14 protein-coding genes are annotated in these 14,402 nt (G+C 56.9%); 8 read left to right on the top strand and 6 right to left on the bottom strand.

Going from position 1 to position 14,402, the window contains the following annotated elements; translation table 11 throughout:
- The first annotated feature begins 107 nt into the window (after positions 1-107).
- The 4 genes from fkpB to QMG90_RS18085 all read left to right on the top strand — a co-directional run bounded on the left by fkpB (position 108) and on the right by QMG90_RS18085 (position 2,962).
- Entirely contained in the window at positions 108-557 is a 450-nt protein-coding gene (fkpB, locus tag QMG90_RS18100; RefSeq protein ID WP_283281030.1) for an FKBP-type peptidyl-prolyl cis-trans isomerase, read from the top strand.
- Positions 558-1,508, top strand: coding sequence for a 4-hydroxy-3-methylbut-2-enyl diphosphate reductase (gene ispH / locus QMG90_RS18095; protein ID WP_283281028.1), 951 nt, complete (start codon positions 558-560; stop codon positions 1,506-1,508). It begins immediately after the preceding gene.
- Between the two features lie 127 nt (positions 1,509-1,635).
- Positions 1,636-2,199, top strand: coding sequence for a glucose-6-phosphate isomerase family protein (locus QMG90_RS18090; RefSeq protein ID WP_283281027.1), 564 nt, complete (start codon positions 1,636-1,638; stop codon positions 2,197-2,199).
- Positions 2,192-2,962: a glucose-6-phosphate isomerase family protein gene (locus QMG90_RS18085; RefSeq protein WP_283281026.1), complete on the top strand. Its 771-nt coding sequence runs from the start codon at positions 2,192-2,194 to the stop codon at positions 2,960-2,962. Before QMG90_RS18090 ends, QMG90_RS18085 begins: the two co-directional genes overlap by 8 nt.
- A gap of 33 nt (positions 2,963-2,995) precedes the next feature.
- On the opposite strand, the gene QMG90_RS18080 is transcribed toward QMG90_RS18085, so the two are convergent.
- Genes QMG90_RS18080 through QMG90_RS18060 form a run of 5 tightly spaced genes read right to left on the bottom strand, consistent with a single transcriptional unit; the run spans position 2,996 to position 7,306 of the window.
- On the bottom strand, positions 2,996-3,814 hold the full coding sequence (locus tag QMG90_RS18080) for a PTS system mannose/fructose/sorbose family transporter subunit IID (RefSeq protein WP_283281025.1): 819 nt from the start codon (positions 3,812-3,814) through the stop codon (positions 2,996-2,998).
- The gene (locus QMG90_RS18075; RefSeq protein WP_283281024.1) at positions 3,814-4,611 is read right to left on the bottom strand and encodes a PTS mannose/fructose/sorbose/N-acetylgalactosamine transporter subunit IIC; all 798 of its coding nucleotides are present in this window, start codon (positions 4,609-4,611) and stop codon (positions 3,814-3,816) included. Before QMG90_RS18075 ends, QMG90_RS18080 begins: the two co-directional genes overlap by 1 nt.
- Before the next feature lie 10 nt (positions 4,612-4,621).
- Positions 4,622-5,116 carry a PTS sugar transporter subunit IIB gene (locus QMG90_RS18070; RefSeq protein ID WP_054178319.1) on the bottom strand — a complete coding sequence of 165 codons (495 nt, stop codon included), beginning with the start codon at positions 5,114-5,116 and terminating at the stop codon, positions 4,622-4,624.
- 10 nt (positions 5,117-5,126) lie between these two features.
- Complete coding sequence (locus tag QMG90_RS18065) at positions 5,127-5,555, bottom strand: PTS sugar transporter subunit IIA (protein WP_283281023.1); 429 nt, start codon at positions 5,553-5,555, stop codon at positions 5,127-5,129.
- Positions 5,556-5,557: 2 nt separating this feature from the next.
- Positions 5,558-7,306, bottom strand: coding sequence for a class I mannose-6-phosphate isomerase (locus tag QMG90_RS18060; protein ID WP_283281022.1), 1,749 nt, complete (start codon positions 7,304-7,306; stop codon positions 5,558-5,560).
- A 188-nt stretch (positions 7,307-7,494) separates the two neighbouring features.
- Here QMG90_RS18060 and QMG90_RS18055 point away from each other — a divergent pair, with 188 nt between their 5' ends.
- Both QMG90_RS18055 and dapB read left to right on the top strand, forming a co-directional pair.
- Entirely contained in the window at positions 7,495-8,502 is a 1,008-nt protein-coding gene (locus QMG90_RS18055; protein WP_283281021.1) for a LacI family DNA-binding transcriptional regulator, read from the top strand.
- Positions 8,503-8,636: 134 nt separating this feature from the next.
- Positions 8,637-9,458: a 4-hydroxy-tetrahydrodipicolinate reductase gene (dapB, locus tag QMG90_RS18050; protein ID WP_283281020.1), complete on the top strand. Its 822-nt coding sequence runs from the start codon at positions 8,637-8,639 to the stop codon at positions 9,456-9,458.
- A gap of 33 nt (positions 9,459-9,491) precedes the next feature.
- On the opposite strand, the gene QMG90_RS18045 is transcribed toward dapB, so the two are convergent.
- Positions 9,492-9,848: a hypothetical protein gene (locus QMG90_RS18045; RefSeq protein WP_283281018.1), complete on the bottom strand. Its 357-nt coding sequence runs from the start codon at positions 9,846-9,848 to the stop codon at positions 9,492-9,494.
- A gap of 65 nt (positions 9,849-9,913) precedes the next feature.
- Here QMG90_RS18045 and carA point away from each other — a divergent pair, with 65 nt between their 5' ends.
- Positions 9,914-11,062 carry a glutamine-hydrolyzing carbamoyl-phosphate synthase small subunit gene (gene carA / locus QMG90_RS18040; RefSeq protein ID WP_283281016.1) on the top strand — a complete coding sequence of 383 codons (1,149 nt, stop codon included), beginning with the start codon at positions 9,914-9,916 and terminating at the stop codon, positions 11,060-11,062.
- Positions 11,063-11,080: 18 nt separating this feature from the next.
- Complete coding sequence (gene carB, locus QMG90_RS18035; protein ID WP_283281014.1) at positions 11,081-14,305, top strand: carbamoyl-phosphate synthase large subunit; 3,225 nt, start codon at positions 11,081-11,083, stop codon at positions 14,303-14,305.
- Positions 14,306-14,402: the final 97 nt, after the last annotated feature.

Raw genomic sequence — 14,402 nt, 5'->3', positions numbered from 1 at the left:
CGGGTGGCGCTATGCTTACCCGGCCTACAGAATGTCGGCCTGACGTAGGCCCGGTAAGTGAAGCGCCACCGGGCAAACCGATGAGGCAAAACCATAGGCAAATTTGAATGTCTAAATCCGTACAGAGCAATAGCGCCGTACTGGTGCATTTCACGCTGAAGCTTGACGACGGTTCAACGGCCGAGTCGACCCGCAGCAATGGCAAACCGGCACTGTTTCGTCTGGGCGACGCGTCGCTGTCAGAAGGGCTGGAACAGCACCTGCTGGGGCTGAAAGAGGGGGAGAAGAAATCCTTCTCGCTGGAGCCGGATGCCGCCTTTGGCGTCTCCAGCCCGGATCTCATCCAGTACTTTTCCCGTCGCGAATTTATGGATGCCGGCGAGCCGGAAATCGGCGCGATTATGCTCTTTACCGCAATGGATGGCAGCGAAATGCCTGGTGTGATCCGCGAGATTAACGGTGATTCCATTATGGTGGATTTCAACCATCCGCTGGCAGACCAGACCGTCCATTTTGATGTCGAAGTGCTGGAAATCGATCCGGCGCTGGAGGTTTAAATGCAGATTCTGTTGGCCAACCCGCGCGGTTTCTGCGCTGGTGTAGACCGCGCTATCAGCATTGTGGAAAACGCGCTGGCGATTTACGGCGCGCCGATTTACGTCCGTCACGAAGTGGTGCATAACCGCTACGTGGTCGATAGCCTGCGTGAACGCGGGGCGATTTTTATCGAGCAGATCAGCGAAGTGCCGGACGGCGCGATCCTGATTTTTTCAGCACACGGTGTCTCGCAAGCGGTACGCAATGAAGCGAAAAGCCGTGATCTGACGGTGTTTGATGCCACCTGCCCGCTGGTGACCAAAGTCCATATGGAAGTTGCCCGCGCCAGTCGTCGTGGTGAAGAATCGATCCTCATCGGCCACGCCGGACACCCGGAAGTGGAAGGGACGATGGGCCAGTACAGCAACCCGGAAGGGGGCATGTATCTGGTGGAATCCCCGGATGATGTCTGGAAGCTGGATGTCAAAAACGAAACCAAACTGTCGTTTATGACTCAGACCACGCTGTCGGTTGACGATACCTCGGATGTGATTGACGCGCTGCGTCAGCGTTTCCCGAAAATCGTCGGCCCGCGCAAAGACGACATCTGCTATGCCACCACCAACCGTCAGGAAGCGGTGCGCGCGATGGCGGAACAGGCCGATGTGGTGCTGGTGGTCGGCTCCAAAAACTCCTCAAACTCCAACCGTCTCGCCGAACTGGCGCAGCGGATGGGCAAAACCGCCTTTCTTATCGACGATGCGACCGACATTCAGGAAAACTGGGTAAAAGGCGCGAACTGCGTTGGCGTCACGGCAGGTGCCTCGGCACCGGATATCCTGGTGCAGAACGTGATTGCACGTTTGCAGGAACTGGGCGGTGGTGAGGCGGTTCCGCTGGAAGGCCGCGAAGAAAATATCGTCTTTGAAGTGCCGAAAGAGCTGCGGATGGACGTCCGCGAAATCCAGTAATTTCCCCTCCTGAAAGACAACAGTCACCCGGGTGGTGACTGTTGTGATAAAGCGTCGATTCGGTCACAGGGTTAATCGATTAATCTGCTATGCTTGTTTTGTTGTTCTCCTCGGGCCGGAGAAAAACATGAAACCTGTTCTGTCTCAGCCGCCGCACGTCGACTGGCTGACGGGGGTGTTTTCGCGCACCCCGCTATTACGCAAAACCACTCGTCTCGCCGATCTCCACGGTGTCTTTGCTGATTTCTCCGGCTGGCAGCATGCCGATCCCCAACAGATTGTTTATGACGTTGAAATGCTGGATACCCCATCCGGTTCGGGCGAGCTGTTTACAGGTGTGACCCATCTTCACCCCGGAAAAGTCGGCGACGAATATTTTATGACCCGCGGTCATTTCCATGCCCTGCGTGAACAGGGTGAAGTCTATTTTGGCCTGCGCGGTGATGGATTGCTGCTGCTTCAGGATGAACAAGGCGCGATGCGCCTCGAACCGGTTTTTGCCGGCTCGGTGCACATCATTCCGGGGTATACCGCACATCGCCTGATCAATACCGGCACGGAGATCCTCTCGGCGCTGGCGGTCTGGTCGTCCACCGCCGGGCACGATTATGCCGCGCTGGCAGGCGGATTTGCCTGGCGGGTAGTGGAAGACGATCGGCAGGTGCAGGTCAGGGAGGTGCAAAATGGCTGAATACGGCCTCGACATGACCATTCACCATCAGCCGATGGGCTTCAGTTATGGCGATGATGTCACCGGCCCGATGCCGGAGATCCGCACTCTCGATCAAATCCGCCCGTCGCTGCGTGATCCGCAGTGCGACGGGCCGCAGGAGGTGTATGCCATTGCGATGGACGTGGCACGCATCCAGGATCGTGAAGAGCTGCAAAAACGGATGCTGTTGTTCGGTGTCGTCACTTACGCCGCCGGGCAACTGGGTGAAGAACCGATTCGCAGCCAGGGACATGTGCATCGCATCAGTCAGCACAGCGGCTGGTCGCCGCCTGAGCTGTATGAGATCTGGCAGGGGAAAGCGATTATCTACATGCAGGAATATGTTGAAGACGATCCAGGGCGCTGTTTCGCCGTTATCGCCGGACCGGGAGACAAAGTGCTGGTGCCGCCGGGCTGGGGCCATGCCACGATTTCCGCGAGCCCGGACGAGCCGCTGACGTTCGGTGCCTGGTGTGATCGGGAATACGGCTTTGAGTATGACGCGGTACGCGCGCATAAAGGACTGGCGTGGTATCCGCTGGTGCAGGAATCACAGATCGTCTGGCTGCATAATCCGCATTATGTGCCAGGCCGGTTACAGGTGATAGCCCCCCGGCAGTATGAGGAGTTTGGCATCACATCAGCGCCGATTTATCAGCAGTTTATCGACGATCCCGCCCGTTTCCAGTTTATCTCGCGGCCTGATAAAGCGGTCGCGCTGTGGCAAAACTTTCATCCCTGACAGACCGGGGCGTGTGCCCCGGTTTTGTTGTGGTTACCCGGCAAACAATCCACTGGCGACGCCAATCGCCGCCAGTACCAGCAACAGAATCATCGCTTTCACTGGCGACACGCCGCGTTTTGCCATCAGATACCAGGTGCCCAGCACCACCACCAGCGGCAGCAGTTGCGGGAAGATACCATCAAGCATCTGCTGCACGTGGATATTGACGCCGTCTTTAGTGATGAATTCCAGCCCGGTGCCGAGCTTCACGTAGCTCGCCGCCACACCGCCCATCACGAATACCCCGAGCAGTGAGAGCGCTTCACGCAGGCGGGCGGATTTGCTGCTCACCAGAATTTCCACGGAGCCGGAACCCATCTGGTAGCCTTTTAAAAACAGATACCAGGAGCCGGGAATGATGATCGCCAGCCAGGCGACGATATAAAACAGCGGACCTAAGACACTCCCGCCTGCCGCCAGCGCCATCCCGATACTGAGCAGGATCGGGATCAGCATGCCGGGGATCATCGAGTCGCCGATCCCGGCGAGCGGTCCCATCAACCCGACTTTCAGGGTGTTAATCGTGTCGCCGTCGATCGGCTCGCCGTTGGCCTTTTTCTCTTCAAGACCCAACGCCATTCCGTTCACAATGGCGCCAATTTGCGGCTCGGTATTGTAGAAAGAGGCGTGGCGGCGCAGCATTTCGGTGCGCCCGGCGGCGTCCGGGTAGAGTTTCCGCGCGACGGGCAGCATGCTCAGGCAAAAGCCGAACGATTCCAGACGCTCAAAACTCATCGACGACAGGTTGTGCATCATCCACGCGCGCCAGCAGCGGCGCAGATCTTTACGGGTCAGTTTACGGTCTTCCATCAGAATTCATCCTCATCATCAGCCACCGGGGCAGAAGGCGCAGCCTGAGGCGCTTCCGGTTTATAGTTGTAGTGAATCAGCGCCAGCAGCGCGCCGACAATCACCAGAGCGACCATGTTCAGCTTCAGGAAAACGATGCACACGAAGCCAACGAGAAAGTAGATCAGCATGGTGTAGTTCTTAATGATTTGCTTGAGCAGGATAGCAATCCCCACTGCCGGCAGAATGCCGCCGAGCACGTTCATAATGGAAAGCACCACTTTCGGCAGGCTGTCCATAAATTCGCTGATGTACTGCGCGCCGAAGTACACGGCGATAAACGTCGGCACAAAACGCAGCAGGAAATTGGTGACCTGCGGCCAGATGGCGCTGTTGAGGTAAATACCGCGCTCATCGCCGCGCTCCAGCGCCGTATCGGCACGGTGATTCCAGAAGGAGTTCAACACCATCATGGCGTTGAACAGAATGGTGCCTGCAATACCGATAGTGGCGGCCAGCGCGACCGCTACTTCCGGCCCTTTGCCGGAAAGAATACCCAGCGCAATGGCCGGAAAGGCCACAAAGTTCAGGTCGGCGGGCATCGAGCCGCCGGGCGTCACCATGGCGATATACACCGCCTGCACCGCCACGCCAATCATGATCCCGGTTTTGATATCACCGAGGATCACCCCCACCAGCATGCCGGAGACCAGCGGGCGGGTGATGAGATACCAGCCGCCCGTCAGGCCAAACAGCCAGGGACTACTGAGCGCGCCCAGATAGCAGAGCACGCCAATTAATGCCGCTTCGATAAACATCGTCTGCTCCTTATTTCATTTTTTGTCGGGCGTCCTGCCAGCTGTAATGACTGGCATCCGGTACCAGACGGAATTCGATATGATGGCCATGCGCGCTCAACCAGTCGAAAGCGGCGATTTCTCCGGCATTAACTGACTGATTGGGCCCGATGGTGACCGTGTCAGCGCGGGCGCTCATCGGGCCAACGTTGATTTTGCCGTTGCTGTTTTTGAGGCTGATGCCTGCCTGTTCTATTTTTTGCAGCGTGACCGGTGACTTGCCGATGACGAAATAGCGCTTATCACTGGCAATAACTTTGGGCAGTTTCTCGATCGCGGTGGCGGTATCAAATAGCCACACTTTGGTATCGGACACCGCCCCTTTCATGACCGAAGAGAGCAGAGGATCGGCCGCGACGGCATCATCTATCGCCACGATGCCATCACAGGGCAGCTCTTTGGCCCAGCGTGTGACGAGCTGCCCATGAATGACGCGGTCATCGATACGTACAAATGAAATGCTCATAATGGGCTCCTTAAAAATCGTCAGACTGGGCGCTGGTGTTTGCTTCGGCCACGACCAGCGTCGGTTGCGTCAGGGCGAGCAACTGCGCCGCTGCCGCGTGAACGTCCTGAAAATCCAGCACCTCGTCGGTCTGCAGCAGCATCGGAAGATTCACGCCGCCAATGACCTTTACCGGCGGCGACACCGCAGGCGAAAACGCATACTGGCAGGCGACGTTCCACGGCGTTCCGCTTTGCATATCGCACAGTACCAGTACGCCGTCAGCGCCCCGGCTGGCGGTGTGCAGCACGTGGGCAAAATCCTGTTTAAAGCCTTCAATGCCGGTTTCGCCCGTCAGCGTCACGGTAAAAACGTGCGGCAATGCGCCGTACACCATTTCAGCGCTCTCCCGCATCGCCGCTGCCAGCGGGCCGTGAGAGGCCACCATCACATGAATCATCGTTATCCCCTTACCCAGGCTTTTACCGTCGCCAGTTGCTGACCCACCCCTTTGCCCCACGGCGTGATGCGATACTCGCCCACGCTCGCCGGAATGATGAACGTCTCGGCGTAATGCACCACGAACGGTTCAAATGCGCCGTTCGGGCTTTCAACCCGCGCTTGCGCACCCTCCACCAGATTGAGAACGTTCACGCCGCCGTCAGTATGGTGGGTGACCGGGCCGGTAAACCAGTGACGGCGCGTTTCGATGAACTCGCGTTCGTGCAACCCGGTTCGCTCTTCGCGCCAGCCGTCGCCCTCCGCCAGCACGTCAATGCGGTTCACCAGATGCTGATGCACCCATTCAGTATCGCGCTGCCAGTCGATGACCTGCTCGCCGTGATCGAGATGCACCGGGCGCGGCAGTCCGTCGAGACCGAGGCGCCCCCAGTCCCAGAGCTTGAAGGTGAAAATGTACGGTGTGGCGCTGATTTCCAGCACCATCGTGCCCGCGCCGGAACAGTGGACGGTTCCCGCCGGGATCAAAAAGTGATCGTGTTTGCAGGCCGGGATTTGATTAACGAAGCGCGCGTCGTCAAACGCTTTTTCGCCCCGCGCCGCCTGGCGCAAATCATCAAACATCGCCTGCGGTTCAGTACCGCTACGTACACCGAGATACACCACCGCACCGGGTTCAGCGTCGAGAATGTAGTAACTCTCGTCCTGGGTGTAGTGCATGCCAAACTGCTGCTGGATGTATTCCGTCAGCGGATGCACCTGAAAACTCAGATTCTGCCCGCCAATGGTGTCGAGAAAATCAAAGCGGATCGGAAATTCCGCACCGAAGCGGGCGTGGACTTTTTCGCCCAGCAGCGCGCGCGGGTGCAGCAGCACTAAATCCAGAGAGGGGATCTCGATCCGCACGTCGCCAAACCGCATCAGCAGGCTGTTTTCCTCGGGCACGCAGTCAAAACACCATGCGTAGTTGGGTTTCATGGGATCGAGATCAAATTGTTGTTTCATCCACTGGCCGCCCCAGACGCCGGGGTCGAAGAACGGCACGACGCGGAATGGACGACGGGTGAGCTGTTCCAGCCCGGCGCGCAGCGCCTCACCGCTGACCATCGCCGGCGCATTCGCCACGGTGGTATCCAGCAGATAATCGGCGCGTTTGAGCAACGGGGTTTTATGGCGGTCGAACACCCGCCATTCGATGAAAAAGGCGCGTTTGTAGCGGCGCAGGATATCTTCGTTGTGGTTTTCCGCGCCCCAGTTGCCGAGTTCGCCGCTGCGCATCCGCATCTGGATCTCCCAGCGCGGCAAATCGGCATACACCAGCACATCGCCGGGATGCACCAGCGCGGCACCCGGGCCGTAGACAATCACCAGCGCTTCCGGGGTAGTCTCCACCTGCTTTTGCAGGTTAGCGAGAGCGACTGGCTCGAAAAACTCAGGTAACTGATGGCAGGAGAGCACACCAAAAACCCGGTCGTCGGTCAGGTTGCGGGCCAGCAGGGCATGTAACGCCTGTTCGTCACGGCGTGCGGTCTCTGCGTTGATCCAGCGAGCGGTACTGAATTCAGCCTGCAACGCCTGCTCCAGTTCTTCGAGCCGGACGCCAGGGTAGCAGTCGATCACCAGCACGGTTTTCGCTTTCCCGGCGATCCGGTGGCGAAGTTCAGCGATAATCGCGTCCCAGCCGCGGCAGGCGTGTTGATCGTAGCCCGACACGGTCATTTCAGGATATTTATCGTAAGTCGTCTTTTTCATTAGCGAACTCCCTCTGCGTTAAATTAAGATTAATCGATTAACCTCAATGTGGAAGAGTGGTTAACGCGATTAACCTGTCAAAAACCGCAGGAAATGGCCTCCTGAAACAGAGAGTGTGAAGTGCTTCACAAGGAAAAATGCAATTTACAGGTTATTCGATTAATCTGGAGGGAACGAAGGAGGACGTTATGACCACAATAACGCTGGCGCAGGTCGCCGGGATGGCGGGGGTCTCAACCGCCACGGTATCGATGGTGCTGCGCAACCGCGGGCGTATCTCGCAGGCCACCCGGGAGCGAGTGCTGAAGGCGCTGGACGAATCCGGTTACGTCTATAACCAGACTGCTGCCAATTTACGCAACCGCAGCAGCAACCAGGTCGGTCTGCTGCTGCACGACATCACCAACCCTTTTTATGGTGAGATGACGGCAGGGTTAAGCCATGAAATGGAGCGCCATGAGATGCTGCTGTTTCTGGCGAACAGCGAAGAGTCAGAAGAGCGCCAGCAGAAGTTTGTTGACTCACTGATGCGCAATAACGCCTGCGGTATGGTGTTGTGTGCCGCCCGGGAAACCCCACAGGCCTTTTTCGACGGGCTCAAGCGACGCAATATTCCGGCCATCATGGTGGTGCGTCCGCTGAACGATCCTGATTTTGATTTTGTCGGGACCGATAACTTTCTCGGCACCCAGATGGCGACGGCGCATTTGCTCCGACTGGGACACCAGCACATTGCGTTTATTGGCGGCAGCCTCAATTCTGGCACTCGTTCGCAACGTATTGGCGGTTACACCAGTAAGTTGCTGGAAAGCGGTATTTCGCCCAATCAGGACTGGATAGTCACCTCGCAGGCCAGCCAGAGCGACGGCGCGCGAGTGGCGGAAATGCTGTTCAGCCAGTTCCCGCAGATCACCGCCGCCGTCTGTTATCAGGACATTGTCGCGCTGGGCGTCATGCAGGCGCTGCGCAAAATGGGGCGGGAAGTGGGGCGCGACTTTGCGCTGGTGGGCTTTGACGACATTACCGAAGCCGCGCTGGTACAACCGGCGCTGACCACTGTCTCGGTGGCGGCAAAAGAGATTGGTCGCAAGGCGGGAGAGCTGCTTTTCAGTCGGATTCAGGGCAATGACGAGCCGCCGAAACGCATTATTCTGCCACCAGCGCTGGTGATCAGGGAATCCTGCGGTTTTCGCTGAGGATGATGTTTTTTACTGATATCTCCCGCCACTTAACGTTAAATTCTAATTACTGGCGTTTTCAGATGGCGGCCCCGGCTGAGGCTGGTTACTCTGAAAAACGGTTTACCTGAAATCAACACAAGAGAATAGATATGCATGATGCACAAATCCGCGTCGCTATTGCGGGCGCGGGCGGACGTATGGGGCGTCAGTTAATTCAGGCGGCGGCACAGCTGGAGGGCGTACAACTGGGTGCGGCGCTGGAGCGCGAAGGTTCTTCCCTGCTGGGAAGTGATGCGGGCGAGTTAGCGGGGATGGGCAAAACCGGCGTTACCGTGCAAAGCAGTCTGCAGGCGGTAAAAGACGATTTTGACATTTTTATCGATTTCACCCGCCCGGAAGGCACGCTGGCGCATCTGGCGTTCTGCCGCGAAAACGGCAAAGGGATGGTCATCGGCACCACCGGCTTTGACGACGCCGGAAAACAAGCCATTCAGGCTGCGGCACAGGACATCGGCATTGTGTTCGCCGCCAACTTCAGCGTTGGCGTTAACGTGATGCTCAAGCTGCTGGAAAAGGCGGCGAAGGTCATGGGCGATTACACCGACATTGAAATCATTGAAGCGCACCATCGCCATAAAGTGGATGCGCCGTCAGGCACCGCGCTGGCAATGGGCGAAGCCATCGCTCACGCGCTGGATAAAGATCTAAAAGAGTGTGCCGTTTACAGCCGTGAAGGGCATACCGGTGAACGTGTTGCTGGCACCATCGGTTTTGCGACCGTCCGTGCGGGTGACATTGTTGGTGAACATACCGCGATGTTTGCTGATATCGGCGAAAGAATTGAAATCACCCATAAGGCGTCCAGCCGCATGACTTTCGCCAACGGCGCGGTTCGTTCGGCATTGTGGCTGAAAGGTAAGAAAAGCGGCCTTTTTGACATGCGTGACGTGCTGAATTTGAATAATTTGTAAGATGTATTACCGTTCGTGATGTGGTATTAGCAGTCATAAGCTGTTGATTGCATAGGGCAATAGTTTTATTGCCCTTTTATTTTTTGTGTTATGTTCCTCTTTCTGTGCTAAATGCTTATTAGTCGGCTTTTTCTTTCTCATTTGTGTTGATAAATTGTAAATTTTGACCAGATGGTCTACTTTTTTGCTCTCCGGCAGCGTGAATGACATTCTTTTAGTCACGCAAGCGTTTTCTGTACTCACTTTGCTGATCATTTTGCCTGTTAAAAGCGGATAACTTGTCCAGTGGCGCAAAATAACACGCAAAATTGGTGTTTTGAGTTGACTTTTACCCCCCGAATCTCCAGAATGCCGCCGTTTGCCAGAAATTCGCGGGCAGCAGATTTGCATTGATTCATCCTGTAGTTGTGAATTAATATGCAGATAAAGTGAGTGAATATTCTTTGGAGGGTGTTTTGATAAAGTCAGCGCTTTTGGTTCTGGAAGACGGAACCCAGTTTCACGGTCGGGCCATAGGGGCAACGGGCACGGCGGTTGGGGAAGTCGTTTTCAATACTTCAATGACCGGTTATCAAGAAATCCTCACTGATCCTTCCTACTCCCGCCAAATCGTCACTCTTACTTATCCTCATATCGGTAATGTCGGCACCAACGCCGCTGATGAAGAATCCTCTCAGGTACATGCGCAAGGTCTGGTCATTCGCGACCTGCCGCTGATTGCCAGCAACTTCCGCAATACCGAAGATCTCTCTTCTTACCTGAAGCGTCACAACATTGTGGCGATTGCCGATATCGATACCCGTAAGCTGACGCGTTTGTTGCGCGAGAAGGGCGCCCAGAATGGGTGCATCATCGCTGGTGATAACCCTGACGCCACGCTGGCACGGGAAAAAGCCAACGCGTTTCCTGGCCTGAACGGCATGGACCTGGCGAAAGAAGTGACCACCGCCGAGAACTACAGCTGGACGCAAGGCAGCTGGACGCTGGCCGGCGACCTGCCGGAAGCGAAAAAAGAAGACGAACTGCCATTCCACGTTGTGGCCTACGACTTCGGCGCCAAACGTAACATCCTGCGTATGCTGGTGGACAGAGGCTGCCGCCTGACGGTAGTTCCGGCGCAGACCCCGGCGGACGAGGTGTTGAAGATGAACCCGGATGGTATTTTCCTCTCCAACGGTCCTGGCGACCCGGCACCGTGCGATTACGCCATCGCGGCGATTAAACAGTTCCTTGAAACCGACATTCCGGTCTTTGGTATCTGCCTCGGCCACCAGTTACTGGCTCTGGCGAGCGGTGCCAAAACCGTCAAAATGAAGTTTGGCCACCATGGCGGCAACCACCCGGTAAAAGATATCGACAACAACACGGTTATGATCACCGCGCAGAACCACGGTTTTGCGGTGGACGAAGCGTCAATGCCTGCCTGCCTTCGCGTCACCCACAAATCGCTGTTTGACGGTACCCTGCAGGGGATCCATCGCACCGACAAACCGGCGTTCAGCTTCCAGGGTCACCCTGAAGCCAGCCCGGGCCCGCACGACGCGGCGCCACTGTTCGATCACTTTATCGAACTGATTGAGACCTACCGTAAGACCGCTAAATAATCAGGAGCTGAGAGAACCATGCCAAAACGTACAGATATTAAAAGCATCCTGATCCTTGGCGCTGGCCCGATTGTTATCGGCCAGGCCTGCGAATTTGACTACTCCGGTGCCCAGGCGTGTAAAGCGCTGCGCGAAGAGGGTTACCGCGTCATCCTTGTGAACTCCAACCCGGCGACCATCATGACCGACCCGGAAATGGCCGATGCCACTTACATCGAGCCGATTCACTGGGAAGTGGTACGCAAAATCATCGAAAAAGAGCGTCCGGACGCGGTGCTGCCGACCATGGGCGGCCAGACGGCGCTGAACTGCGCGCTGGAGCTGGAGCGTCAGGGCGTGCTGGCGGAGTTTGGCGTGACCATGATTGGCGCCACCGCTGACGCCATCGACAAAGCTGAAGACCGCCGCCGTTTCGATGTCGCGATGAAGAAAATCGGCCTCGACACCGCGCGCTCCGGCATCGCCCACACCATGGAAGAAGCGCTGGCAGTGGCGGCTGACGTCGGTTATCCGTGCATCATTCGTCCGTCCTTCACCATGGGCGGCACTGGTGGCGGTATCGCTTATAACCGTGAAGAATTTGAAGAGATTTGCGAACGCGGTCTCGACCTTTCCCCGACCAACGAACTGCTGATTGATGAGTCGCTGATTGGCTGGAAAGAGTATGAAATGGAAGTGGTGCGCGATAAGAACGACAACTGCATCATCGTCTGCTCCATTGAAAACTTCGATGCGATGGGCATTCACACCGGTGACTCCATCACCGTTGCCCCGGCACAAACCCTGACCGACAAAGAATACCAAATCATGCGTAACGCCTCGATGGCGGTACTGCGTGAGATTGGCGTTGAAACCGGCGGTTCGAACGTTCAGTTCGCGGTGAATCCGAAAAACGGTCGCCTGATTGTGATTGAAATGAACCCGCGCGTCTCCCGCTCTTCGGCGCTGGCCTCGAAAGCGACCGGCTTCCCGATTGCCAAAGTGGCGGCGAAACTGGCGGTGGGTTACACCCTCGATGAACTGATGAACGACATCACCGGCGGTCGCACTCCGGCGTCGTTTGAGCCGTCCATCGACTACGTCGTGACTAAGATTCCGCGCTTCAACTTCGAAAAGTTTGCCGGTGCTAACGACCGCCTGACCACCCAGATGAAATCGGTCGGGGAAGTGATGGCGATAGGCCGCACGCAGCAGGAATCAATGCAGAAAGCGCTGCGCGGTCTGGAAGTGGGCGCCACCGGTTTCGACCCGAAAGTGAGCCTTGATGATCCGGAAGCGCTGACCAAAATTCGCCGTGAACTGAAAGACGCGGGCGCTGAGCGTATCTGGTACATCGCCGATGCGTTCCGTGCAGGGCTGTCCGTCGATGGTGTGTTCAACCTGACCAACATTGACCGCTGGTTCCTGGTGCAGATTGAAGAGCTGGTGCGTCTGGAAGAGAAAGTGGCGGATGTCGGCATCAATGGCCTCGACGCTGACTTCCTGCGCGTGCTGAAGCGCAAAGGCTTTGCTGACGCGCGTCTGGCAAAACTGGCGGGCGTACGCGAAGCGGAAATCCGCAAGCTGCGTGACCAGTACGACCTGCATCCGGTCTATAAACGCGTCGATACCTGTGCGGCGGAGTTCGCCACCGACACCGCGTACATGTACTCCACCTATGAAGATGAGTGCGAAGCGAACCCGTCTGTTGACCGCGAAAAAATCATGGTCCTCGGCGGCGGTCCAAACCGTATCGGCCAGGGCATTGAATTCGATTATTGCTGCGTACACGCCTCGCTGGCGCTGCGCGAAGACGGTTACGAGACTATCATGGTCAACTGTAACCCGGAAACGGTTTCCACCGATTACGACACGTCCGACCGCCTGTACTTCGAGCCGGTGACGCTGGAAGATGTGCTGGAAATCGTCCGCATCGAGAAGCCGAAAGGCGTTATCGTTCAGTACGGCGGTCAGACGCCGCTGAAACTGGCGCGTGCGCTGGAAGCCGCGGGCGTCCCGGTGATCGGTACCAGCCCGGATGCCATTGACCGAGCCGAAGACCGCGAGCGTTTCCAGCAGGCGGTTGACCGTCTGAAGCTGAAACAACCGGCTAACGCCACCGTCACCGCCATTGAAATGGCTGTTGAGAAGGCGAAAGAGATTGGCTATCCGCTGGTGGTGCGCCCGTCTTACGTACTCGGTGGCCGCGCGATGGAAATCGTCTACGACGAAGCCGATCTGCGCCGCTACTTCCTGACGGCAGTCAGCGTTTCCAACGACGCGCCCGTGCTGCTGGACCGCTTCCTCGACGACGCAGTGGAAGTGGATGTTGACGCCATCTGCGACGGCGAAATGGTGCTGATTGGCGGTATCATGGAGCACATTGAGCAGGCGGGCGTGCACTCCGGCGACTCCGCGTGTTCGCTGCCAGCCTATACCCTGAGCCAGGAAATTCAGAATGTGATGCGCCAGCAGGTGCAGAAGCTGGCTTTCGAACTGCAGGTGCGTGGTCTGATGAACGTGCAGTTTGCGGTGAAAGACAACGAAGTGTATCTGATTGAAGTCAACCCACGTGCGGCGCGTACCGTGCCGTTCGTTTCCAAAGCCACCGGCGTTCAGCTGGCGAAAGTGGCGGCGCGTGTGATGACCGGCAAGACGCTGGCGCAGCAGGGCGTGACCAAAGAGGTTATCCCGCCGTACTACTCGGTGAAAGAAGTGGTGCTGCCGTTCAACAAATTCCCGGGCGTTGACCCGCTGTTAGGGCCGGAAATGCGCTCTACCGGGGAGGTGATGGGTGTGGGCCGTACCTTCGCCGAAGCGTTCGCTAAAGCACAGCTTGGCAGCAACTCGACGATGAAGAAAAACGGTCGCGCGCTGCTCTCTGTTCGCGAAGGTGACAAAGAACGTGTGGTGGATCTTGCCGCCAAGCTGCTGAAACAGGGCTTTGAGCTGGATGCGACCCACGGCACCGCGATTGTCCTCGGTGAAGCGGGTATCAACCCGCGTCTGGTGAACAAGGTGCATGAAGGGCGTCCGCACATTCAGGATCGTATCAAGAATGGCGAATATACCTACATCATCAACACCACTGCAGGACGTCAGGCGATTGAAGACTCCAAGCTGATTCGCCGCAGCGCGCTGCAGTACAAAGTGCATTATGACACCACGCTGAACGGCGGTTTCGCCACCGCCATGGCGCTGAACTCCGACGCCACCGAAAAGGTGATTTCCGTTCAGGAAATGCACGCGCAAATTAGCAAGTAAGTCATACCCCCGGCGGGCATTTGTTCGCCGGGGTTTCCCCGATATCCTCTCTTCAGAGTGTTCTGGTTTTCCCGCTTAACCCCGTCAGTTAGCCTAA

Source organism: Trabulsiella odontotermitis (assembly GCF_030053895.1).
Classification (GTDB): Bacteria; Pseudomonadota; Gammaproteobacteria; order Enterobacterales; family Enterobacteriaceae; genus Trabulsiella; species Trabulsiella odontotermitis_C.
The sequence above is the reverse complement of the archived record's forward strand: the minus strand, read 5'-3'. Positions and strand labels throughout refer to the sequence as shown.